We start from the raw sequence: 22,395 nt of genomic DNA, 5'->3' as shown, positions 1-22,395 counted from the left end.
ACGTCTTTTAAAATACCTTTATTCATTATCGCAGCCCGCATTACGCGGCTGAATTGAGAAGTTTTTAATATGTTAATCAAGCTTTTAACCAAAATGTTTGGCAGCAGCAACGATCGTACCCTGCGCCGCATGCGCAAAGTCGTCGACGTCATCAACAAGATGGAACCGGATTTTGAGAAACTTTCAGACGACGAGCTGAAAGCGAAAACCGACGAGTTTCGCGAACGCCTGAAAAAAGGCGAGACGCTGGAAAATTTGATCCCGGAAGCCTTTGCGACAGTGCGTGAAGCCAGTAAACGCGTCTTCGGCATGCGTCACTTTGACGTGCAGCTGATTGGCGGCATGGTGCTGAACGATCGCTGCATCGCGGAGATGCGTACCGGTGAAGGTAAAACGCTGACCGCGACCCTGCCGGCCTACCTCAATGCGCTGAGCGGTAAAGGCGTGCACGTCGTCACCGTCAACGACTACCTGGCGCAGCGCGATGCGGAAAATAACCGTCCGCTGTTTGAGTTCCTGGGGCTGAGCGTCGGCATCAACCTGCCGGGCATGCCTTCGGTGGCGAAGCGTGAGGCCTACGCGGCGGATATCACCTACGGCACCAACAACGAATATGGCTTCGACTATCTGCGCGACAACATGGCCTTCAGCCCGGAAGAGCGCGTGCAGCGCAAGCTGAACTATGCGCTGGTGGATGAGGTCGACTCCATCCTGATCGACGAAGCGCGTACGCCGCTGATTATCTCCGGTCCGGCAGAAGACAGCTCGGAAATGTATACCCGGGTTAACAAAATCATTCCTGGCCTGATCCGTCAGGAGAAAGAGGACTCTGACAACTTCCAGGGCGAAGGCGATTTCTGGGTCGACGAGAAAGCGCGTCAGGCGCACATGACCGAGCGCGGTCTGGTCAAGGTGGAAGAGCTGCTGGTGAGCCAGGGCATTATGGAAGAGGGCGAATCGCTCTATTCGCCGACCAACATTATGCTGATGCATCACGTCACCGCGGCTCTGCGGGCCCACGCGCTGTTTACGCGCGATGTGGATTACATCGTGAAGGACGGCGAAGTGGTTATCGTCGACGAACACACCGGCCGTACCATGCAGGGCCGCCGCTGGTCGGATGGTCTGCACCAGGCGATTGAAGCCAAAGAGGGTGTGGAGATCCAGAACGAGAACCAGACGCTGGCTTCCATCACCTTCCAGAACTACTTCCGCCTCTACGATAAGCTGGCCGGTATGACCGGTACGGCGGACACCGAGGCCTTCGAGTTCAGCTCTATTTATAAACTCGACACCATTGTCGTGCCGACCAACCGCCCGATGGTGCGTAAAGATCTGCCCGATCTGGTCTATATGACCGAAAAAGAGAAGATCGACGCGATTATCGAAGATATCCGCGAGCGTACCGCTAATGGCCAGCCGGTGCTGGTGGGGACCATTTCCATTGAAAAATCGGAAGTGGTCTCTAACGAGCTGACGCGTGCAGGTATCAAGCACAACGTGCTGAACGCCAAGTTCCACGCCCGCGAAGCGGATATCGTCGCACAGGCGGGGCAGCCGGGCGCGGTCACTATCGCCACCAACATGGCGGGTCGTGGTACCGACATTATGCTGGGCGGCAGCTGGCATGCGGAAGTCGCCGAGCTGGCAGAGCCGACCGAAGCGCAAATTGAAGCGATTAAAGCGGCCTGGCAGCAGCGCCACGATGCGGTACTGGCTTCAGGCGGTCTGCATATTATCGGCACCGAGCGTCACGAGTCGCGTCGTATCGATAACCAGCTGCGCGGCCGCGCCGGTCGTCAGGGCGATGCCGGTTCGTCTCGCTTCTATCTGTCGATGGAAGATGCGTTGATGCGTATTTTCGCCTCGGATCGCGTCTCTAACATGATGCGTAAACTGGGCATGAAGCCTGGTGAAGCGATCGAACACCCGTGGGTGACCAAAGCTATCGCCAACGCGCAGCGTAAAGTCGAGAGCCGCAACTTCGATATTCGTAAGCAGCTGCTGGAGTATGACGATGTGGCAAATGACCAGCGTCGCGCCATCTACAGCCAGCGCAACGAGCTGCTGGACGTTTCCGACGTCAGCGAAACCATCAACAGCATTCGCGAAGACGTGTTTAAAACCACTATCGACACCTACATCCCGCCGCATTCGCTTGAAGAGATGTGGGACGTGCCGGGCCTGGAAGAGCGCCTGCGCGCTGACTTCGACCTCGACCTGCCGATCGCCGAGTGGCTGGATAAAGAGCCGGATCTGCACGAAGAGACGCTGCGCGAGCGCATCATGACGCGCGCCCGCGAGAGCTACGCCAGCAAGGAAGAGATTGTCGGCGTCGAGATGATGCGCAACTTCGAAAAAGGCGTGATGCTGCAGACGCTCGATTCGCTGTGGAAAGAGCATCTGGCGGCGATGGACTACCTGCGTCAGGGCATCCATCTGCGCGGCTATGCGCAGAAAGATCCTAAGCAGGAGTACAAGCGCGAATCCTTCGCGATGTTCGCGGCCATGCTTGAGTCGCTGAAGTATGAAGTGGTCAGCACGCTGAGCAAGGTGCAGGTGCGCATGCCAGAAGAGGTGGAAGCGATGGAGCAGCAGCGTCGCGAAGAGGCTGAGCGTCTGGCGCAGCAGCAGCAGCTTAGCCATGTTGACGATGAGGCGGCCGCAGCCGCATCACTGGCGGCGCAGGGCGGCGAGCGCAAGGTCGGACGTAACGATCTTTGCCCATGCGGCTCTGGTAAAAAATATAAGCAGTGTCATGGCCGACTGGCCTGACAGTCGCAAAAAAGGCGCTTCGGCGCCTTTGAGCTTGTTAAAAAGTGCAGACGCGGGTGACAAGGCCCGATCGCAAAGACGCAAAAGCGGCATCCATGCCAGCTCGGCCCGCGCACTCCCTTGCGCGGGACGCTTTGCTCTTCAGTCCATGTCACCCGCGTTTAAAAATATGTCAGCTTTTAAAAGGCGCTTCGGCGCCTTTTTTCATGTCGACGCGGCGCGGTTAACTTTGCGCCATCCATGCTTTAAAATCAGCGCACCTTCACTTATCCGATGTGGAAAAAATTTATGAAGCACCTGCAGGTTGCCGTTGGCATCATCCGTAACGCCAATAAAGAGATTTTTCTGGCTCAGCGCCCGGCGTCGTCCCATATGGCGAATATGTGGGAGTTTCCCGGCGGTAAAATCGAGCCAGGCGAGAGCACGGAAGAGGCGCTGAAGCGCGAACTGCTGGAAGAGACCGGCATCGAAGTGACGCAGGCGACGGCGATTGGTGCGGCAGATCATACCTATGACGCGCTGCGCGTCACGCTCAACTTCTTTCTGGTGGAAGGCTGGGAAGGCGAGCCGTGGGGACGCGAAGGGCAGCCACAGCGCTGGGTTGCGCAACGCAATCTGGTCGCAGAAGAGTTCCCGCCAGCTAACCATGCGCTGGTTGCGCGTCTGGTCGCCAACGAGCTTTAATATCAGGGGCGCGAGCCCCTGCTGTCAGTGCTGTGCTTCACTCCAGTCATCGCTTTCGTTCAGATCGCCTTCGCTGGGGATCCGCTTCTCTTCGTCTGCCCATTCGCCTAAATCGATCAGCTGGCAGCGCTTGCTGCAGAACGGGCGCCACGGACTGAGCTCATCCCAGATTACATCTCTCCCGCAGTGCGGACACTGAACGGTAATCACTTCATTTTGCATAGCTACCTCTAACAACAGGCCAGTTCAAAGTTGAGTCGTGCGGGTACTTCGCCGCGTTCGCTGTCCAGCGGCAGAAAGCGGATGGCGTAACGACTTTTGTGGCCGGAAACCTGGGGATAAAGCGCATCCTCCAGCAGGAGCTGAAGGCGCAGCAGATCGGCACCTTCGGCGTTATCCTGATAAAAACCGTTCAGGCTGGTCTGATGGCGGAACGCGCCTGACTGGCGAATAAGATCCAGAATCATCGCCAGGCTCTGATGCAGCGGCGTCAGCGTCTCCAGCCAGGCGGCGACATGGCCGTCGCGCACCTCCTGCGGCTGATGCAGCCAGATATGCAGTCCTGGCAGATCGAAGCTGCAACAGCCGCCCGGAATGCTGAGCCGCTGACGCACCAGGCCGATAAGTCGATCTTCGCGCAGCTGCTGCCCCATCCTCGGCGCGCTGTTGAGCTGAACCGCCTGCGCTTTGAGCTTGTCGCGCAGCGCATCAACCACGGCCATGTCAACGCCCGGTACGTCTGCCCAGGCGCGCAGCTTTTGCTGCTGACGCTCCAGCTCCTTCAGCAGTTCGGTACGCATATCGCCGCGCTCGAAAATATCCAGCAGCTCGCCGATGATGCGGAAAAAGGTCAGCGCCGAGGCGGTGCGGGTAACCGGGACCGTTTCATGCAGCTGCTGAATTAAGAATTCCACGCGCAGCCAGGTGCGCATTTTTTCATTCAGGGGATGTTCAAACAGAACGACTGTACTCATGGCGTTAATCCTGTTGCGTTGCCGCCAGCGTCAGATAGCGCTGGTGCAGAGCGGCAACCTGCGGCAGCGCCTCATCGGGCGTGCCGCTGTTATTAATGACGTCGTCGGCTACGGCGAGGCGCGCGCTGCGCGTCGCCTGAGCGGACAGAATATTTTGCGCCTGCTGGCGATCGATGCCGTCACGCTGGATGGTGCGCCTGAGCTGCGTCGCTTCATCGACGTCGACCACCAGAACGCGATCCGCCTGATGCTGTAGGCCATTCTCGACCAGCAGCGGCACGACCCACAGCACATAGGGCGCGGTCGACAACGCTTTCAGCTGCTGCGTGCGGGCATTAATCAGGGGATGAAGCAGATTATTCAGCCAGGTTTTTTCATCGGGCGACTGGAAAATTATTGCTCTCAGTCGGGCGCGATTCAGTGCGCCATGCGCTGTCAGAATGCTTTCGCCGTGGCGCTCCGCTATTTGCCGCAGCGCCGCCGATCCCGGCTCGACCACTTCGCGCGCGATAACGTCCGCGTCAATAATCGGCACGCCAAGCGCCGCAAAAGCATTGGCGATGGTGCTCTTTCCACTGCCGATTCCTCCGGTCAGCGCCACGGTATAAGGCATATTACTCTCTCAGGCGCGCTACGCAGCGGGCAAGCCGAAGCGCAAAACTGAGCGCGCGATCACAATGAAAATTCTCAGCTAAATTTATCGGATTGTAGCTTAAATAAAGTGAAATTCGCAGTCTTGTCGGCAGACGCAGGGCGCGTATGATTATGCCACTGGAGCCGTGTGCGCTACCCGAACTGCGATTCGCTGCCACTTACCAGGACAATTTTTATGCGTATTGAAGAAGATTTAAAGCTGGGTTTTAAAGACGTGCTGATCCGCCCTAAGCGCTCCACGTTGAAAAGCCGTTCTGAGGTCGAACTGGCGCGTCATTTTACCTTTAAGCATTCCGGCCTGAGCTGGAGCGGCGTACCGGTGATCGCCGCGAATATGGATACCGTTGGCACCTTCAGCATGGCGGAGGCGCTGGCCAGCTTTGATATTCTTACCGCCGTGCATAAGCACTACGGCGTCGACGACTGGCGCGCCTTTATTGAGCGTTCGCCGGTGTCGGTGTTGAATCACATTATGGTGTCGACCGGCACTTCAGATGCCGACCTGCAGAAGCTGACGGCGATTCTGGCGCTCTCTGCCGATCTCAAATTCATCTGTATTGACGTAGCAAACGGCTATTCCGAGCACTTTGTCACCTTCCTGCAGCGCGCGCGCGAACGCTTTCCAGATCGCACCATTTGCGCAGGCAACGTGGTCACCGGCGAAATGGTAGAGGAGCTGATCCTCTCCGGCGCAGATATCGTTAAGGTCGGCATTGGCCCGGGGTCGGTCTGTACCACGCGTGTGAAAACCGGCGTCGGCTATCCTCAGCTCTCTGCGGTTATCGAATGCGCAGATGCGGCGCACGGCCTGGGCGGCCAGATTGTCAGCGACGGGGGCTGCGCGGTGCCGGGCGATATCGCCAAAGCGTTCGGAGGCGGCGCCGATTTCGTCATGCTGGGCGGCATGCTCGCCGCGCATGACGAGTGTGAGGGAACCGTAGTCGAGGAGAACGGCGAGCAGTTTATGCTGTTTTACGGCATGAGCTCGGAATCGGCGATGAAGCGCCACGTTGGCGGCGTCGCGCAGTATCGCGCGGCGGAAGGCAAAACGGTGAAGCTGCCGCTACGTGGTCCGGTTGCCGAGACGGCGCGCGACATCCTCGGCGGCCTGCGCTCAGCCTGCACTTATGTCGGCGCAGAGCGGCTGAAAGAGCTGACCAAGCGAACCACCTTCATTCGCGTCGCCGAACAGGAAAACCGCGTTTTTAACCGTTAACCTCTCTCTTTCATCAGGGTGCCTGGCGCACCCTAATGCATCACATTTCCCAGCCCAAACACCGGCAGATACATGGCGATCACCAGCGTGCCGACGATGGCGCCAACAATCACCATCATTGCGGGTTCCAGCGAGGCGGCGAGCATATCGGCCAGCGCCAGAGTTTGTGCCTCATGCCACTCCGCGAGCCGTGCCAGCATGGTGTCGAGCGCGCCAGCCTCTTCCCCGACATGCACCAGCTGCATGCAGAGCGGCGTAAACAGCGGATGATCCTGCATCGCCTGGTGCAGCGGCGCACCCTGCGCAATATGGTGCTGAAGCGCCACAACGGCGTCGCGCCACAGCCGCGTGGTCAGCGTCGCCTCCACCGCCTGTAACCCCTGTAGCAGAGTAATGCCCGCCCGCTGCGTGAGCTGCAAAACCGCAAAGATCTGGCTGAGCTGGCTGCCACGCCACAGATCCGAAAGCAGCGGCAGACGCAGCATCAGACGCTGCTCCCACAGCTGCCACGCCGGCGAGCGCCGACGCAGCGCGCGCCAGGCGGCAGCCACGACCAGCAGCGCGACCGCAACCCAGCCGCCCCAGCGCTGCAGACCGACGGAGAGCGCCATCACCGCCGCGGTAAAGGCGGGGAGCGGAGCATTAAACGAGGCGTAGACCGAGACGAATTCCGGCAGTACGAACAGCAGCATGCCGACGCTTACCGCCACGGCCACCAGTAAAATAAACAGCGGATAGCGTAGCGCCTTGACCACTTTATTCCACAGGTGCTGCTGACGCGCCTGCTGATCGGCCAGCTGGGCGCAGCAGACGTCAAGCTGCCCAGTCAGTTCGCCCACCTGCATCAGCGCGGCGAACAAAGGCGGAAAAATCTGCGGCCACTGGCTTAACGCCTGCGAAAAGGGCTCGCCGCGCACTATCCGCAGCCGCAGCGCATGCAGCAGTACGCGCCAGCCGGGATGCGGATGACCTTGCGACAGCAGCGCCAGCCCCTGTGCCAGCGGCAGGCCCGCTTTGAGCAGCGTGGCAAGCTGTCTGATAAGGTCGATCTTCTGCTGCCACTTCCAGTCGCGCGCGCGCCACGTCCTGCGGCGCTGCCAGCTAATCGGCAGCAGATCCTGTTGTGCCAGCTGCCGCAGCAGGCTCTCTTCATCAGCCGCCAGCAGCTGGCCTTCATGCAGCTGCTGCTGGCCATTGACCGCCTGCCAGCAATAGAGGCTAAGCCGGGACATCTTCCAGACCGGTCACGCGCTGCATCTCCTCCAGTGAGGTTTCGCCGCGGCTGACCGCCTCCAGCCCGCCGATGAACAGGGGGCGCATACCCTGTTTTTTCGCCAGCGCCAGTACGCTGTCGAGCGGCATCTCGGCGGCGATGGCGTTTTGCAGCTTGCTGCCGACCGGTAATATCTCAAACAGCGCGAGCCGTCCGAAATAGCCGGAAAAGCAGTGGTCGCAGCCGGGCGCGCGCCAGGTTTGCAGCGTGCCGGGCCAGACGTCGGGCGGAAAATGCGCCATCGCCTGCGCTGGCTGACGACAGTGCGGACAGAGGCGCCGCACCAGCCGTTGCGCCACGATGAGCCGTAGCGCCGGCCCGAGCAGGTAGCCAGGAATGCCCATCTGGCGCAGTCGCGTCAGGGTTTCCGCCGTCGAGTTGGTATGCAGCGTCGATAGCACCAGGTGGCCGGTCTGTGCCGCCTTGACCGCAATCTCCGCCGTTTCCGCATCGCGGATCTCACCTACCATAATGATGTCGGGATCCTGGCGCAGCAGGGCGCGCAGCACCCGGTTGAAGTCGAGTCCGCATTTAGGGTTGATCTGCGTCTGGTTAATGCCGGCAAGCGGAATTTCCACCGGATCTTCGACGCTGCTGACATTCATCTCCGGCCGGTTCAGCGTGCTCAGGCAGCTATAGAGCGTAAAGGTTTTCCCGCTGCCGGTTGGCCCGGTCACCAGGATGAGTCCCTGCGGCTGCGCCAGCGCGGCGCTCAGCAGACGGCGCTGCGCGGCGGGCAGGCCCAGCTTATCCAGCGACAGGGTGCTGCTTTCGCTCTGCAGCAGACGGATCACCGCTTTTTCGCCATACTGCACCGGCAGCGTCGCCAGACGGAAGGCGGCGGGTTTGCCCTCCAGCGTTAGCGTAAACTGTCCATCCTGAGGTAGCCGCCGCTCGGCAATATCCAGCCCGCCGAGGATTTTCAGCCTGGCGATCAGCGCGGCGGGCGGCGCCTCGCTCAAAGGCGTCAGCGGCTGCAGCACGCCGTCGATGCGCAGCCGGATGCGTACGCCGTCGCGCTGCGGTTCGATATGAATATCAGAGGCCCGCCGCCGCAGCGCCTGCTGCAGCATCTGGTTGACGGCGTCGACCGCCGATTCCGGCAGCGCCTCGCGCGGTACTTCCGCTGAGGCGCTACCGTGCTGGTGAAGGTCAAGCCGCGCCTGCGGCCAGCATTCGATCTCGATCTGACACTGGCTGGCGAAGTGCAGCGCCTCGCTGAGGCCCTCTGGCACCTGTTCCGCCACGGCGACGCGCAGCAGCGTCGCATCATGATGCAGCAACACGGCCCGATAGCGCTGGCACAGCGCACGTATAGCGGAATCAGGCATCGCCATCGTTAGCTCCTTTATCATCGAAGCGGAACTGCTCCAGACAGTTATCGCGCAGGTTGTCGCTGCTGCTGGTACAGCTGCGCTGCCATCTCAGGCTACCTTCCGCGCTGTCCCATACTGGCGTCATTTCGACGCTCAGGCCGTTCAGGCTCTCCTGACCGGTTAAGGTAATGACGCCGTTTACCACGCTGAGCGCGGAGACGTAACGCGAGCCTTTCGCCGCCGGAATGCCTTTCTCGCCAGCCTGACACTGCGCAGGGCCGCCGCGCTCCATGGCGCACAGCTCTACGGCCGTTTTATAAGGCACCATGGTTTGCAGCATGTCGGTGAGCGCCGCGCGCTGCAGGTAGTTTTGATAGGCCGGTAAGCCAATAGCGCTGAGGATCGCGACGATCCCCACCACAATCATCAGCTCGACCAGGGTAAAACCTTGTTGATTGGTCATGACATCGCCTCTTTCACGGAGAAGAGGGGGCAGAGTAGAAAAGCATGGGCGCTAAACCCAGCGGCGGATTTTCAGGCCGGAAAAAGGTGCGCAATAAAAGAGTTGGGTTGCAGTGCGGAGAACAATGAAGCGGAAGCTGACGCGCAAAAAAAGCCGTGCACGGCGGCACGGCGTAGGGACGTTACAGGCTGGTGAAGCGCATCGAGAGATCGAGCGCACGCACATGCTTGGTAAGCGCGCCGACGGAAACGTAGTCGACGCCGGTTTGGGCAATCTGCGGCAGCGTCGCTTCGGTCACGTTACCGGAGACCTCAAGCTGCGCGCGTCCCTGCGCACGCGCCACAGCCTCGCGCATCGCCTCGAGGGTGAAATTGTCCAGCATAATGATGTCAGCGCCCGCTGCCAGCGCCTGATCCAGCTCCTCCAGCGACTCCACTTCAACCTCCACCGGCACGTCCGGATGCAGCCAGAACGCTTTCTCTACTGCCTGCCGAATCGACCCGCTGGCGATGATATGGTTTTCCTTAATGAGGAAGGCGTCCGAGAGGCCGAGACGATGGTTCGCACCGCCGCCGCACAGCACCGCATATTTCAGCGCGGTGCGCAGGCCCGGCAGGGTTTTGCGCGTGTCCAGCAGCTGCGTGTGACTGCCTTCCAGCAGTTGTACATAGCGTCGGGTTTCGGTCGCGACGCCAGACAGCGTCTGGACAAAGTTCAGGGCGGTGCGTTCGGCGGTCAGCAGCAGGCGAGAAGGGCCGCTCAGGGTAAACAGCGTCTGATCGGGCGTCAGGCTATCGCCATCCTCGACCTGCCAGCTCAGCGTGGCATGGCCGCCAAGCTGATTAAACACTTCCTCCACCCAGCGTTTACCACAGAAAACACCCGCCTCGCGCGTGATGACACGCGCCTGGGCCTCACTCTCTTCAGGAAGCAGCTGGGCAGTGATGTCGCGGTCGGCGTCGATTTCGCCGCCCAGATCCTCCTGCAAAGCGCGCGCGACCGTGGCAGGAATGTCCTGTTCGATTCGGGCGATTAGCGCCTGGCGACGGCTATCGGCATTATAACGGCGGGTTGGCATAGCGATTTCGCTCCTGATGACCTGAACAAAGAGGAAGCCACAATAGATCGAAACGGCGCATTTCACCAGTCGAAGTCAAATTTTTGTTTAGTATACTTAACTTGAAAACGGGAGGCGGCACCGCCGCACCTTTAGGCTGCAAAAAGTTATCGAAAATCATGCTATTCTCAGCCGGACTTTGCTAAGGAAAAACCAGCATGAAACTGGAACAGGGCTGGCTGACCGACATTCGTCAGGTGCCGTCGCCGCATTTTAATCAACGTCCCAACGACGAGGCTCCCTCGCTGTTGGTGATCCACAATATCAGTCTGCCGCCGGGCGAATTCGGCGGGCCGTGGATCGATCGGCTGTTTACCGGCACCCTGCCGCCCGATGCCCATCCCTATTTTGCTGATATCGCTCACCTGCAGGTCGCGGCGCACTGCCTGATTCGCCGCGACGGCGAAATCGTGCAGTATGTCTCTTTCGGTCATCGCGCCTGGCACGCTGGGGTTTCCTGCTATCAGGGCCGCGAAAACTGCAACGACTTTTCCATCGGCATTGAGCTGGAAGGCACCGACGATCTACCCTACACCGATGCGCAATACCAGGCGCTGGCAGCCGTCACGCAGCTCCTGCTGCAGCACTATCCTTTAACGCCCTCGCGCATTACCGGACACAGCGATATCGCCCCGACGCGCAAAACCGACCCGGGTCCGGCTTTTGACTGGGAGCAGTATCAGCAGCGGTTGGCGCAGACTTCTTTTTGATTTTCGCGGAGCGGATATGACGTTGTTTTCGTTGTTACTGGTTTTAGGTTGGGAGCGCCTGTTTAAGCTGGGCGAGCACTGGCAGCTCGATCATCGGCTGGAGCCGATCTTTCGCCGCCGTCGCCGTTTTTCGCTGCTGCGCACGCTTGGCATGACCCTGCTGGCGATGGCGCTGACGGCGGTGGCGATCTGGAGCATAAAAGGGCTATTGTTCGGCATCGTGCAACTGCTGTTCTGGATCCTGATCGGCCTGCTCTGTATCGGCGCCGGATCGGCGCGCCTGCACTATCACGCCTATTTAAAAGCGGCGAGCCATGACGATGTCGCGGCGCATCAGGCGATGGCGGCCGAGCTGACGCTGATCCACGGCGTGCCGGTGGAGTGCAGCGAGCGAGAATTTCTGCGCGAGCTGCAAAACGCCCTGATCTGGATTAACTTCCGCTTTTACCTGGCGCCGATGTTCTGGTTTGTGGCGGGCGGCCCCTACGGGCCGGTGCTGCTGGTGGGCTATGCCTTCCTGCGTGCCTGGCAGAGCTGGCTGGCGAAACATCAGTCGCCGATGGCGCGCGCGCAGTCAGGCGTCGACGGCCTGCTGCACGTGATTGACTGGATCCCGGCGCGGCTGGCTGGGGTTGCCTATGCGCTGCTGGGGCACGGCGAAAAAGCACTGCCCGCCTGGTTCGCTGCGCTGACTGACCGTCACCGTTCGCAATATCAGGTGCTGACCAGCCTGGCGCAGTTTTCGCTGGAGCGCGATCCGCACCTGGACAAGGTCGAAACTCCGCGCATTGCGGTGGCGCTGGCGAAGCGCATCTCGCTGGTTCTGGTGGTAGTGGTCGCGCTGCTCACCATCTACGGCACGCTGGTATAATCCGCAGGCGGCACGCCGAAATCGGGCGTGCCGTCGTCGCGCCAGACAAAATGTTTCAGCCGCGTATGGCGATTGGGATCCCACAGTGGATCCCCTTCGATTTCCGTATAGTTGCGGGCATGATAGACCAGCACATCCTTACCGTTCTCATCCTGAGTAAAGCAGTTATGACCCGGCCCATACTGATGGTTATCCCAGTTTGAGGTAAAGACCGGCCGCGCCGATTTGTGCCAGTTAGCGGCATCAAGCAGATCCTGCTCAATGCCGATCGACAGCAGCCCCATACAGTAATTTTCGTCGGTGGCGCTGGCCGAATAAGTGACGAACAGCCGATCGCCATGCTTGATCACCGCCGCTCCTTCATTGACGCTAAACCCGGCGCACTCCCACTCATACTCCGGTCGGCTCAGCATCGTCGGCGCGCCTTTCAGCGTCCAGGGGTTAAGCAGCTCCGCCAGGTAGAGATTGGAGTTGCCTGGGATCGCCGGATCCTTCTGCGCCCACAGATACCAGTTTTTGCCCTGATGCACAAAGTGGGTGGCGTCCAGGGCAAAGGTATCGAACTGGCTAAACACCCGGCGCGGCGCCTGCCAGCGTCCGCTAAGCGGATCGGCGTCGTCGCATACCAGCGCGTACATGCGATGCTGAAACAGCCCGTCTTTTATGTCGCGCGTCGGCGCAGCGGCGAAATAGATCACCCACTGTTCGTCGATGCGGTGCAGCTCCGGTGCCCAGATCAGCTCGCTGCAGGGGCCGCTCTCCGGCTTGCGCCAGACCACGACCGGTTCGGCATGGCGCAGATCGAGCAGCGTGCTGGCGCGACGCAGCTCCAGCCAGTCATAGGCAGGTACGGAGGCGATAAAGTAGTAGTGCTGCTCATGGCGCAGGATAAAGGGGTCGGCCCGCTGTTCAATAAAGGGATTCGGCCAGGGTGTGCTCATTTCGCTTCTCCGGGTTGGGTGGTGACGCCGTCGCGCTGATGAATTTCATGCAGTTCGCGGAAGTTGGCGCGGCGCAGCGCAAGATCTTCCTGAATCGTGCGCATTAGCGTCCGATCAACCTTCAGCAGGCGCACGACGCCTGCGGTAATCAGGTAGCCAACGCCCGGGATAACGGTGAAGAGCAGCATAATGCCGTTTACCGCCTGCGAGGATTGCTGTTTCGCGCCCGCGTCGTAGCCGTAAATTGAGAGTAAAAAGCCGACCATCGCGCCCGCGACCGCCAGGCCGACCTTAAGGAAGAACAGGTTGCCGGAGAAGCTGATGCCGGTAATGCGCTTGCCTGTTTTCCACTCGCCGTAATCGTCGACGTCGGCCATCAGCGACCAGTGCAGCGGCGACGGGATTTGATGTAGCACGTTCAGCAGGAAATAGGCGATCACTACCGCGACGGTGGCGTGAGGATCGATCCAGTAAAAGCCGCAGGAAAATAAAGCCAGCGCGATATTGGTCCAGAAAAAAACCTTCAGTTTGCACCAGCGATCGGTAAGCAGTTTCGCCAGCGTACTGCCGAGCATCATGCCTACGACGCCGAGGCTGATAAACAGCGTGGCGAAGTGGGTCGTCTGGCCCATCACCCAAGTGACGTAGTACATGGTGGCGGCCATACGGATAAAGCCCGGGCAGACGTTGCAGAAGGTGAGCAGCAGAATGCGCACCCACTGGTCGTTTTTCCACACGTCGCGCAGATCGCTTTTTAGCGCGTCATGGGTCGGCACCGCCGGGCGAATACGTTCGCGCACCGTGGCGAAGCAGAACAGGAACATCCCCAGCCCAATCAGCGCCAGCACGCTCATCGCCAGCTGATAGCCGCGCGCCTTATCCTCACCGCCGAACCATTCCGCCATCGGCAACAGAGACAGGGAGAGGATCAGCGTCGCAATGCCGACCATCACAAAGCGGTAGGACTGGCAGGAGACGCGCTCGCCGGGATCGCTGGTGATGACGCCGCCCAGCGAACAGTAGGGGATGTTGATGGCGGTGTAGGTCAGGGACATCAGGAAGTAGGTGACGAAGGCCCAAATCACCTTGTTTTCGTAGCTCCAGTCCGGCGTGGTGAACATCAGCACGCTAAAGAGCACATAGGGCACCGAGATCCATAGCAGCCAGGGACGGAAGCGGCCCCAGCGGCTCTGGGTACGATCGGCGATGGCGCCCATAATCGGGTCAGTAATGGCATCCAGCACGCGCACCGAGAGTAAGAGCGTTCCTACCAGCGCAGGCGCCAGGCCAAAAACATCGGTGTAGAAATAGTTAAGAAACAGCATGATGGCGCCGCCAATCATATTACAGCCGGCATCGCCCATGCCGTAGCCGAGTTTCTCTTTAAAGGTAAGCACCGTAGACTTCATATCGCTTCTCCTGCGAATCATGACGCCAGTGATTATTGGCGCAGATTGAGGGAGCGTTGCAGTAACAAATGGTTGCAGAGATGGATAAAATCCGCGGGCGGGCAAAAACGTGAACTGGCGCGTATCATGAGACAGGCGCCAGAGAGGGGAGTAAAGATTAGCTGGTTGTTGTTGACGTGCCGGTAGCGCTCTCCACCAGACCGCCAAGCAGACCGCCTAGCCAACCGCCGACGTTACTGAAAAGCGAACCAGCGATCTTAGAAATAACCCCAGAAATAAACGGAATGGGCAACAGTGACCCAAGGGAAGAGCCAATAAGTGAGCCAGCCTGTTGACCAATCGTCGTAGCCATATCCTGAATAACACCGCCGCCGCTTACGGCGGTAAGTTCGCAAGAAGTGAGTTGACGCATCAAATATTTCCTTTTGTGTTTAAAAGAAAGGAAATGCTAACAGCGAGGGCGGGGAGAAAAATATAGTAAAAAGGCCATTTAAGCCGGTGCGCGTCTGTTACGCGCACCGGAGGAACGTTAGTTTTTTGCCGTGCTCTTGCGCGCGATAGCGTAGCCGATGGCCAGGACGACCAGCCAGACCGGGATTAGCCAGACCGATATCGCCATGCCCGGCGTCATCAGCATAATCACCAAAATGCCGGCCAGAAACGCCAGGCAAAGCCAGTTGCCTAACGGATAGAGCAGCGCCCTAAAGCGCGTTGTCACGCCCTGCTGATCTTTCTTACGGCGAAACTTCAGGTGAGCAAGGCTAATCATCGCCCAGTTGATCACCAGCGCGGAGACCACCAGCGACATCAGCAGACCGAAAGCTTCTCCCGGCATCAGATAGTTGATCAGCACGCAGAGTGCGGTCGCCACGGCTGAAACCAGAATGGTAGTTACCGGCACGCCGCGACGATCAACCTTCAGCAGCGCTTTCGGCGCATTGCCCTGCTGGGCCAGGCCGAACAGCATGCGGCTGTTGCAGTAGACGCAGCTGTTATAGACCGACAGCGCGGCGGTCAGGATGACCACGTTCAGCGCATTCGCCACCAGCGCATCGCCCAGTTCATGGAAGATCAGCACGAAGGGGCTGGTGTCTGCGGTGACGCGCGTCCAGGGCATCAGCGACAGCAGCACCGCCAGCGAACCGATATAGAAAATCAGGATGCGGTAGATAACCTGATTGGTGGCTTTCGGGATGCTCTGCTCGGGATTATCGGCTTCTGCGGCGGTGATGCCGACCAGCTCCAGGCCGCCGAACGAAAACATAATGATCGCCATCATCATTACCAGTCCACTGAAGCCGTGCGGCAGGAAGCCGCCCTGTGCCCAGAGATTGCTGACGCTGGCCTGCGGGCCGCCGGTGCCGCTGAGCAGCAGCCAGCCGCCAAACAGGATCATAGCGATAACGGCGACGACTTTGACGATGGAGAACCAGAATTCCATCTCGCCATAGACTTTCACGTTAGTCAGGTTAATGGCGTTGATCAGCACGAAAAAGACGGCGGCGGTGATCCAGGTTGGGATATCGGGCCACCAGAACTGAACGTATTTGCCGACGGCGGTCAGCTCGGCCATGGCCACCAGCACATAAAGTACCCAGTAGTTCCAGCCCGAGGCAAAGCCGGCGAAGTTGCCCCAGTATTTATAGGCGAAGTGGCTGAAGCTGCCGGCGACCGGCTCCTCAACCACCATCTCTCCCAACTGACGCATAATCAGAAAGGCGATAAAACCGGCAATGGCGTAGCCCAGAATAACGCCCGGCCCGGCCGCCTGAATTACCGATGCGCTGCCCAGAAACAGGCCGGTGCCCACGGCACCGCCCAGCGCGATCAGCTGGATATGACGGTTTTTTAGCCCGCGCTTCAGCGTATCGCCATGCTGTTGTTCCATACGAACCTCATATTGTTTTAATTCTTCTTTTGCAGCGCGCGATGGCTGTCAGGAAGTGGTTACATTAACGTACTGATTTATTTACGGTATCAGGCGCGCTCTCTGCCTGCGCAGGCTACCCTGGCGACAAGAATAGTGATATGCGATGCGCTTTGCACCTGCTTTCTCTTTTCGTGCTGAGACCTGACTGAAAAAGCACCGCCGCCATCACATTGCCGCCTGCGCCTTTTCTGCCATGAATCGTTCCTGAAGACGAATAAGATTGTCTTATGGTGCGTAAGAGGATCGCCCTTAACGCTGTGTAAGGTTTGGTAAAAGTAGCGAGAATTAACCTTTCCCGCGCAGCGCCATTTCTGTTTTTCCTGCGGCAACTTAAGGCCGTGAAGCGCCTTCCAGCATAAGGAATGTGACTGGCGTCATATAGACACAAGGTGAATACTTTGTTACTTTACGGCCAACTTTTTGAAATTGGTATTACCAATTTACTCCGGACGACGGCTTGATAAGAAGGGAAGATGGCTTACAGCAAGATTCGCCAACCCAAGCTCTCAGATGCCATTGAACAGCAGCTGGAATCGCTGATTATGGAAGGGACGCTGCGTCCTGGCGAGAAGCTATTGCCTGAGCGCGAACTCGCCAAACAATTTGATGTCTCACGTCCATCCCTTCGCGAAGCCATACAGCGTCTGGAAGCGAAAGGCCTGCTGCTGCGCCGTCAGGGTGGCGGCACTTTCGTCCAGCAGAATCTCTGGCAAAGCCTGAGCGATCCGCTCGTCAGCCTGCTTACCAAGCATCCGGAATCCCAGTTCGATTTACTGGAAACGCGCCATGCGCTGGAAGGGATTGCGGCATACTACGCGGCGCTGCGCGGCACGGAAGAGGATATTGAGCGTATCCGCCACTGCCACATGCAAATACAGCAGGCTCAGGAGAGCGGCGATCTCGACGCCGAGGCGAATGCGGTAATGCAGTATCAGATCGCTGTCACAGAAGCCGCCCACAATGTGGTCCTGCTGCATTTACTGCGCTCGATGGGCCCGATGCTGGAACAAAACGTTCGACAGAATTTTGAATTGCTCTACTCGCGCCGGGAAATGCTGGCGAAAGTGAGCGGTCACCGCGCCAGTATTTTCGCGGCGATTGTGGCTCGCGAGCCGGAGCAGGCGCGCGAAGCCTCACATCGTCATCTGGCGTTCATAGAGGAAATCTTGCTGGACAGAAGTCGGGAGCAGACTCGTCGTGAACGCTCCCTGCGTCGTTTACAGCAACGTAAGGAATAACGCGCGACAAAGAACGCGCGGATACCAACGACGGGCCTGTCTCCTTGTGCTTTTGTAACAGAGCACAGGGAGACAGGCTCCTGACAATTCAACGTATTAGACACAGATAAGGAATACCCCCCATGTCAGAACGTTTACAGAATGACGTGGATCCGATCGAAACTCGTGACTGGCTACAGGCGATCGAATCGGTCATCCGTGAAGAAGGTGTTGAGCGTGCGCAGTATCTGATCGATCAGGTGCTGAGCGCGGCCCGCAAAGGCGGTGTGAAAGTGGCGGCAGGCGGTAACGCCATCAGCAACTATATCAACTCTATTGCCGTTGAAGACGAGCCGGAGTATCCGGGTAACACGTCTCTGGAGCGTCGTATCCGTTCCGCTATTCGCTGGAACGCCATCGTATCGGTGCTGCGCGCCTCGAAGAAAGATCTAGAGCTGGGTGGCCATCTCTCCTCATTCCAGTCTTCTGCGACCATCTATGAAGTGTGCTTTAACCACTTCTTCCGCGCGCGCAGCGACAAAGACGGCGGCGATCTGGTTTACTTCCAGGGGCATATCTCGCCGGGTATCTACTCACGCGCCTTCCTTGAAGGTCGTCTGACCGAAGAGCAGATGAACAACTTCCGTCAGGAAGTACACGGCAACGGCCTCTCATCTTATCCGCACCCGAAACTGATGCCGGACTTCTGGCAGTTCCCGACCGTTTCTATGGGTCTGGGTCCGTTGAACGCCATCTACCAGGCGAAGTTCCTGAAATATCTGGAGCACCGCGGCCTGAAGGACACCTCTAACCAGACCGTTTACGCCTTCCTCGGCGACGGCGAGATGGATGAGCCGGAGTCCAAAGGCGCGATCACTATCGCGACCCGCGAGAAGCTGGACAACCTGGTGTTCATCATCAACTGTAACCTGCAGCGTCTGGACGGTCCGGTTACCGGCAACGGTAAGATCATCAACGAACTGGAAGGCATCTTTGCGGGCGCTGGCTGGAACGTCATCAAAGTGATCTGGGGCGGTCGCTGGGATGAGCTGCTGAAAAAAGATACCAGCGGCAAGCTGATTCAGCTGATGAACGAAACCGTCGACGGCGACTATCAGACCTTTAAATCCCGTGACGGCGCCTACGTGCGCGAACACTTCTTCGGCAAATATCCGGAGACGGCGGAGCTGGTTAAAGACTGGTCAGATGAAGAGATCTTCGCCCTGAACCGCGGCGGCCACGATCCGAAGAAAATCTACGCGGCACTGAAGAAAGCGCAGGAGACCAAAGGTCAGCCGACGCTGATCCTGGCGCATACCATTAAAGGCTATGGTATGGGTGACACCGCGGAAGGTAAGAACATCGCGCACCAGGTCAAGAAGATGAACATGGATGGCGTTCGCTACATCCGCGATCGCTTCAACGTGCCGGTTGCCGACGACAAGATCGAAGAGCTGCCGTACGTCACCTTCGAAAAAGGTTCGGAAGAGTACAACTACCTGCACGGCCAGCGCGAGAAGCTGGGCGGCTACCTGCCGACCCGTCAGGCGCAGTTCACTGAAAAACTGGATATGCCGAAGCTGGAAGAGTTCAAAGCGCTGCTGGAAGAGCAGAGCAAAGAGATCTCGACCACTATCGCTTTCGTGCGCGCCCTGAACGTGATGCTGAAGAACAAGTCGATCAAAGATCGTCTGGTGCCGATCCTCGCGGACGAAGCCCGTACCTTCGGTATGGAAGGTCTGTTCCGTCAGATTGGTATCTACAGCCCGAACGGTCAGCAGTACACCCCGCAGGACCGCGAGCAGGTTGCTTACTATAAAGAAGATGAGAAAGGCCAGATTCTGCAGGAAGGGATCAACGAGCTGGGCGCAGGTTCATCCTGGCTGGCGGCGGCGACCTCTTACAGCACCAACAACCTGCCGATGATCCCGTTCTACATCTACTACTCCATGTTCGGTTTCCAGCGTATCGGCGACCTGATGTGGCTGGCGGGCGACCAGCAGGCGCGCGGCTTCCTGGTAGGCGGCACCTCCGGTCGTACCACGCTGAACGGTGAAGGTCTGCAGCACGAAGATGGTCACAGCCATATTCAGTCGCTTACTATCCCGAACTGTATCTCTTACGATCCGGCTTACGCCTATGAAGTGGCTGTTATCATGCACGACGGTCTGGTACGTATGTACGGCGAAGCGCAAGAGAACGTTTACTATTACATCACCACGCTGAACGAAAACTACCACATGCCAGCGATGCCGGAAGGCGCCGAAGAGGGTATCCGCAAGGGTATCTACAAGCTGGAAACCGTGGAAGGCAGCAAAGGCAAAGTGCAGCTGCTGGGCTCAGGCTCTATCCTGCGTCACGTGCGTGAAGCGGCGCAGATCCTGGCGAAAGATTACGGCATCGGCTCCGACGTCTACAGCGTCACCTCGTTCACCGAACTGGCGCGCGACGGCCAGGACTGTGAGCGCTGGAATATGCTGCATCCGACCGAAGAAGCGCGCGTGCCGTACATCGCTCAGGTAATGAACGACGCGCCGGCGGTGGCATCGACCGACTACATGAAGCTGTTCGCAGAACAGGTTCGCAGCTATGTTCCGGCCAGCGATTACCGCGTGCTGGGCACCGACGGCTTTGGCCGCTCCGACAGCCGCGAAAACCTGCGTCACCACTTTGAAGTGGACGCCTCCTACGTGGTGGTAGCTGCGCTGGGCGAACTGGCTAAACGTGGCGAAATCGACAAGAAAGTGGTGGCGGACGCGATCGCTAAGTTCGACATCGATGCCGATAAAGTTAACCCGCGTCTGGCTTAAGAGGTAAGAGAGTAATGGCTACTGAAATTAAGGTACCGGATATCGGGTCTGATGAAGTTGAAGTCACCGAAATTCTGGTGAAGGTTGGCGACAAGGTGGAAGCCGAGCAGTCGCTGATCACTGTAGAAGGCGACAAAGCCTCTATGGAAGTCCCCTCGCCGCAGGCCGGCGTGGTGAAAGAGATCAAAATCGCGACCGGTGACAAAGTTGAAACCGGCTCCCTGATTATGATTTTTGACGCAGAGGGCGCGGCGGCAGACGCTGCGCCAGCGGCGGAAGAGAAGAAAGCCGACGCCGCTCCGGCACCGGCGGCCGCCTCTACCGAAGCTAAAGATGTCAACGTGCCGGATATCGGCGGCGACGAAGTGGAAGTCACCGAGATCCTGGTAAAAGTTGGCGACAAAATCGAAGCTGAGCAGTCGCTGATCGTCGTCGAAGGCGACAAAGCCTCGATGGAAGTGCCTGCGCCGTTCGCGGGCACCGTCAAAGAGATCAAAATCGAAACCGGCGCGAAAGTCAGTACCGGCTCGCTGATCATGGTCTTCGAAGCGGAAGGCGCTGCGCCTGCCGCTGCCGCGAAGCCTGCGCTGAAAGAAGAGGCGACCTCTGCACCGGCGGCGACTGCTGGCGCGAAAGAGGTGAACGTGCCGGATATCGGCGGCGACGAAGTCGAAGTCACCGAAGTGCTGGTGAAAGTCGGCGACAAAGTGGAAGCCGAACAGTCACTGATCGTCGTCGAAGGCGACAAAGCGTCAATGGAAGTGCCTGCACCGTTCGCCGGTACCGTCAAAGAGCTGAAAGTCTCTACCGGCGATAAAGTCAGCACCGGCTCGCTGATCATGGTCTTCGAAGTGGAAGGCGCGGCGAAAGTTGAAGCGCCGAAGCAGGAAGCTGCGCCTGCGCCGGCGAAAGCTGAAGCACCTGCCGCACCGGCAGCGCCGAAGGCTGACGCGAAAGGCGACTTCGCCGAGAACGATGCCTACGTGCACGCGACGCCGGTTATCCGTCGTCTGGCGCGCGAATTCGGCGTTAACCTGGCGAAGGTTAAAGGCACCGGCCGCAAAGGCCGCATCCTGAAAGAAGATGTGCAGAGCTACGTGAAGGACGCGGTGAAACGCGCCGAAGCGGCACCGGCTGCTGCCGCCAGCGGCGGAAGCCTGCCTGGCCTGCTGCCGTGGCCGAAAGTCGACTTCAGCAAGTTCGGTGAAGTGGAAGAGGTGGAGCTGGGCCGCATCCAGAAAATTTCTGGCGCTAACCTGAGCCGTAACTGGGTGGTGATCCCGCACGTTACCCACTTCGACAAAACCGATATCACCGATCTGGAAGCGTTCCGTAAGCAGCAGAACGCTGAAGCCGAGAAGCGCAAGCTGGACGTGAAGTACACCCCGGTGGTGTTCATCATGAAAGCGGTCGCTGCCGCGCTGGAGCAGATGCCGCGCTTCAACAGCTCGCTGTCTGAAGATGCGCAGCGCCTGACGCTGAAAAAGTACATCAACATTGGCGTGGCGGTTGATACGCCGAACGGCCTGGTGGTTCCGGTCTTTAAAGACGTGAACAAGAAGGGCATCACCGAGCTCTCTCGCGAGCTGATGGCGACCTCGAAGAAAGCGCGCGACGGCAAGCTGACCGCCAGCGACATGCAGGGCGGCTGCTTCACCATCTCCAGCCTTGGCGGCCTCGGCACGACGCACTTCGCGCCGATCGTCAACGCGCCGGAAGTGGCTATCCTCGGCGTCTCCAAATCGGCGATGGAGCCGGTCTGGAACGGCAAAGAGTTCGTGCCGCGCCTGATGATGCCGATCTCCTTGTCCTTCGACCACCGTGTGATCGACGGAGCGGATGGTGCACGTTTCATTACCATCATCGGCAATATGTTGTCCGACATTCGCCGTCTGGTGATGTAAGCACAATCAAGGCCGGCAATCGCCGGCCTTGTTGTAAAGATTCGTGGCATCGCGGTTTGCAGTTTATTAACAATTCTGTAAACTCTTGCGGTGATAAATGTCCCGGTGGAGCAAAGGACATCGTGAGCCTG

Annotated in this window: 19 protein-coding genes; 8 read left to right on the top strand and 11 right to left on the bottom strand. The window is 58.7% G+C overall.

Annotated features, from left to right (window positions below; translation table 11 throughout):
• Nucleotides 1-69: 69 nt before the first annotated feature.
• Entirely contained in the window at nt 70-2,775 is a 2,706-nt protein-coding gene (gene secA / locus Q9R34_RS04335) for a preprotein translocase subunit SecA (RefSeq protein ID WP_485892530.1), read from the top strand.
• A 288-nt stretch (nt 2,776-3,063) separates the two neighbouring features.
• The gene (gene mutT, locus Q9R34_RS04330; protein ID WP_485892528.1) at nt 3,064-3,459 is read left to right on the top strand and encodes an 8-oxo-dGTP diphosphatase MutT; all 396 of its coding nucleotides are present in this window, start codon (nt 3,064-3,066) and stop codon (nt 3,457-3,459) included.
• Between the two features lie 24 nt (nt 3,460-3,483).
• On the opposite strand, the gene yacG is transcribed toward mutT, so the two are convergent.
• The 3 genes from yacG to coaE are packed head-to-tail and all read right to left on the bottom strand — an operon-like array spanning nt 3,484 to nt 5,046.
• Complete coding sequence (gene yacG, locus Q9R34_RS04325) at nt 3,484-3,681, bottom strand: DNA gyrase inhibitor YacG (RefSeq protein ID WP_434126263.1); 198 nt, start codon at nt 3,679-3,681, stop codon at nt 3,484-3,486.
• An 8-nt stretch (nt 3,682-3,689) separates the two neighbouring features.
• Entirely contained in the window at nt 3,690-4,433 is a 744-nt protein-coding gene (gene zapD, locus Q9R34_RS04320; protein WP_434126262.1) for a cell division protein ZapD, read from the bottom strand.
• Nucleotides 4,434-4,437: 4 nt separating this feature from the next.
• Nucleotides 4,438-5,046: a dephospho-CoA kinase gene (coaE, locus tag Q9R34_RS04315; RefSeq protein WP_434126260.1), complete on the bottom strand. Its 609-nt coding sequence runs from the start codon at nt 5,044-5,046 to the stop codon at nt 4,438-4,440.
• Nucleotides 5,047-5,262: 216 nt separating this feature from the next.
• On the opposite strand from coaE, the gene Q9R34_RS04310 reads away from it, so the two are divergent.
• Entirely contained in the window at nt 5,263-6,303 is a 1,041-nt protein-coding gene (locus Q9R34_RS04310; protein WP_485892525.1) for a GMP reductase, read from the top strand.
• A 32-nt stretch (nt 6,304-6,335) separates the two neighbouring features.
• On the opposite strand, the gene hofC is transcribed toward Q9R34_RS04310, so the two are convergent.
• From hofC to nadC, 4 genes are all read right to left on the bottom strand, one after another.
• A complete protein-coding gene (hofC, locus tag Q9R34_RS04305; protein WP_485892524.1) occupies nt 6,336-7,535 on the bottom strand; it encodes a protein transport protein HofC in 1,200 nt (399 codons plus the stop codon).
• Complete coding sequence (gspE, locus tag Q9R34_RS04300; RefSeq protein ID WP_485892523.1) at nt 7,522-8,913, bottom strand: type II secretion system protein GspE; 1,392 nt, start codon at nt 8,911-8,913, stop codon at nt 7,522-7,524. Before gspE ends, hofC begins: the two co-directional genes overlap by 14 nt.
• The gene (ppdD, locus tag Q9R34_RS04295; protein WP_485892522.1) at nt 8,900-9,355 is read right to left on the bottom strand and encodes a prepilin peptidase-dependent pilin; all 456 of its coding nucleotides are present in this window, start codon (nt 9,353-9,355) and stop codon (nt 8,900-8,902) included. The genes gspE and ppdD overlap by 14 nt, the downstream gene beginning before the upstream one ends.
• A gap of 181 nt (nt 9,356-9,536) precedes the next feature.
• Nucleotides 9,537-10,433 carry a carboxylating nicotinate-nucleotide diphosphorylase gene (nadC, locus tag Q9R34_RS04290; RefSeq protein ID WP_434126253.1) on the bottom strand — a complete coding sequence of 299 codons (897 nt, stop codon included), beginning with the start codon at nt 10,431-10,433 and terminating at the stop codon, nt 9,537-9,539.
• Nucleotides 10,434-10,630: 197 nt separating this feature from the next.
• Between nadC and ampD the strand changes: the two genes are divergently transcribed.
• Nucleotides 10,631-11,182 (top strand): 1,6-anhydro-N-acetylmuramyl-L-alanine amidase AmpD, encoded by a 552-nt coding sequence (ampD, locus tag Q9R34_RS04285; protein WP_485892521.1) that lies wholly within the window; start codon nt 10,631-10,633, stop codon nt 11,180-11,182.
• A gap of 16 nt (nt 11,183-11,198) precedes the next feature.
• A complete protein-coding gene (ampE, locus tag Q9R34_RS04280) occupies nt 11,199-12,053 on the top strand; it encodes a beta-lactamase regulator AmpE (protein ID WP_434126251.1) in 855 nt (284 codons plus the stop codon).
• On the opposite strand, the gene Q9R34_RS04275 is transcribed toward ampE, so the two are convergent.
• From Q9R34_RS04275 to aroP, 4 genes are all read right to left on the bottom strand, one after another.
• Nucleotides 12,035-12,994 carry a glycoside hydrolase family 43 protein gene (locus Q9R34_RS04275; protein ID WP_485892519.1) on the bottom strand — a complete coding sequence of 320 codons (960 nt, stop codon included), beginning with the start codon at nt 12,992-12,994 and terminating at the stop codon, nt 12,035-12,037. The genes ampE and Q9R34_RS04275 overlap by 19 nt on opposite strands.
• A complete protein-coding gene (locus Q9R34_RS04270; RefSeq protein WP_485892517.1) occupies nt 12,991-14,403 on the bottom strand; it encodes a glycoside-pentoside-hexuronide (GPH):cation symporter in 1,413 nt (470 codons plus the stop codon). Before Q9R34_RS04270 ends, Q9R34_RS04275 begins: the two co-directional genes overlap by 4 nt.
• A gap of 157 nt (nt 14,404-14,560) precedes the next feature.
• Nucleotides 14,561-14,815, bottom strand: coding sequence for a hypothetical protein (locus Q9R34_RS04265; protein WP_485892516.1), 255 nt, complete (start codon nt 14,813-14,815; stop codon nt 14,561-14,563).
• A 117-nt stretch (nt 14,816-14,932) separates the two neighbouring features.
• Nucleotides 14,933-16,291 carry an aromatic amino acid transporter AroP gene (gene aroP / locus Q9R34_RS04260; protein WP_485892515.1) on the bottom strand — a complete coding sequence of 453 codons (1,359 nt, stop codon included), beginning with the start codon at nt 16,289-16,291 and terminating at the stop codon, nt 14,933-14,935.
• A gap of 515 nt (nt 16,292-16,806) precedes the next feature.
• On the opposite strand from aroP, the gene pdhR reads away from it, so the two are divergent.
• The 3 genes from pdhR (at nt 16,807) to aceF (ending at nt 22,264) form a co-directional block, all read left to right on the top strand.
• Nucleotides 16,807-17,571, top strand: a complete 765-nt coding sequence (gene pdhR / locus Q9R34_RS04255) for a pyruvate dehydrogenase complex transcriptional repressor PdhR (RefSeq protein ID WP_434126243.1) — start codon at nt 16,807-16,809, stop codon at nt 17,569-17,571.
• Nucleotides 17,572-17,693: 122 nt separating this feature from the next.
• Complete coding sequence (gene aceE / locus Q9R34_RS04250) at nt 17,694-20,360, top strand: pyruvate dehydrogenase (acetyl-transferring), homodimeric type (protein WP_434126242.1); 2,667 nt, start codon at nt 17,694-17,696, stop codon at nt 20,358-20,360.
• A 14-nt stretch (nt 20,361-20,374) separates the two neighbouring features.
• Nucleotides 20,375-22,264 (top strand): pyruvate dehydrogenase complex dihydrolipoyllysine-residue acetyltransferase, encoded by a 1,890-nt coding sequence (gene aceF / locus Q9R34_RS04245; protein WP_485892513.1) that lies wholly within the window; start codon nt 20,375-20,377, stop codon nt 22,262-22,264.
• Nucleotides 22,265-22,395: the final 131 nt, after the last annotated feature.

This window comes from Enterobacter sp. BRE11, from assembly GCF_031844285.1.
In the GTDB taxonomy this organism is placed as follows: Bacteria; Pseudomonadota; Gammaproteobacteria; order Enterobacterales; family Enterobacteriaceae; genus Pantoea.
This window is presented reverse-complemented; position numbering and strand designations above follow the sequence as displayed.

Bases quoted from the DNA above. Each gene is read 5' to 3' on its own strand.
- yacG (WP_434126263.1), bottom strand. From the start codon at position 3,681: ATGCAAAATGAAGTGATTACCGTTCAGTGTCCGCACTGCGGGAGAGAT.
- Q9R34_RS04265 (WP_485892516.1), bottom strand. From the start codon at position 14,815: ATGCGTCAACTCACTTCTTGCGAACTTACCGCCGTAAGCGGCGGCGGT.
- ampE (WP_434126251.1), top strand. From the start codon at position 11,199: ATGACGTTGTTTTCGTTGTTACTGGTTTTAGGTTGGGAGCGCCTGTTT.
- hofC (WP_485892524.1), bottom strand. From the start codon at position 7,535: ATGTCCCGGCTTAGCCTCTATTGCTGGCAGGCGGTCAATGGCCAGCAG.
- ppdD (WP_485892522.1), bottom strand. From the start codon at position 9,355: ATGACCAATCAACAAGGTTTTACCCTGGTCGAGCTGATGATTGTGGTG.
- ampD (WP_485892521.1), top strand. From the start codon at position 10,631: ATGAAACTGGAACAGGGCTGGCTGACCGACATTCGTCAGGTGCCGTCG.
- pdhR (WP_434126243.1), top strand. From the start codon at position 16,807: ATGGCTTACAGCAAGATTCGCCAACCCAAGCTCTCAGATGCCATTGAA.
- Q9R34_RS04310 (WP_485892525.1), top strand. From the start codon at position 5,263: ATGCGTATTGAAGAAGATTTAAAGCTGGGTTTTAAAGACGTGCTGATC.
- Q9R34_RS04270 (WP_485892517.1), bottom strand. From the start codon at position 14,403: ATGAAGTCTACGGTGCTTACCTTTAAAGAGAAACTCGGCTACGGCATG.
- Q9R34_RS04275 (WP_485892519.1), bottom strand. From the start codon at position 12,994: ATGAGCACACCCTGGCCGAATCCCTTTATTGAACAGCGGGCCGACCCC.
- gspE (WP_485892523.1), bottom strand. From the start codon at position 8,913: ATGGCGATGCCTGATTCCGCTATACGTGCGCTGTGCCAGCGCTATCGG.
- aceE (WP_434126242.1), top strand. From the start codon at position 17,694: ATGTCAGAACGTTTACAGAATGACGTGGATCCGATCGAAACTCGTGAC.
- aceF (WP_485892513.1), top strand. From the start codon at position 20,375: ATGGCTACTGAAATTAAGGTACCGGATATCGGGTCTGATGAAGTTGAA.
- mutT (WP_485892528.1), top strand. From the start codon at position 3,064: ATGAAGCACCTGCAGGTTGCCGTTGGCATCATCCGTAACGCCAATAAA.
- aroP (WP_485892515.1), bottom strand. From the start codon at position 16,291: ATGGAACAACAGCATGGCGATACGCTGAAGCGCGGGCTAAAAAACCGT.
- zapD (WP_434126262.1), bottom strand. From the start codon at position 4,433: ATGAGTACAGTCGTTCTGTTTGAACATCCCCTGAATGAAAAAATGCGC.
- nadC (WP_434126253.1), bottom strand. From the start codon at position 10,433: ATGCCAACCCGCCGTTATAATGCCGATAGCCGTCGCCAGGCGCTAATC.
- coaE (WP_434126260.1), bottom strand. From the start codon at position 5,046: ATGCCTTATACCGTGGCGCTGACCGGAGGAATCGGCAGTGGAAAGAGC.
- secA (WP_485892530.1), top strand. From the start codon at position 70: ATGTTAATCAAGCTTTTAACCAAAATGTTTGGCAGCAGCAACGATCGT.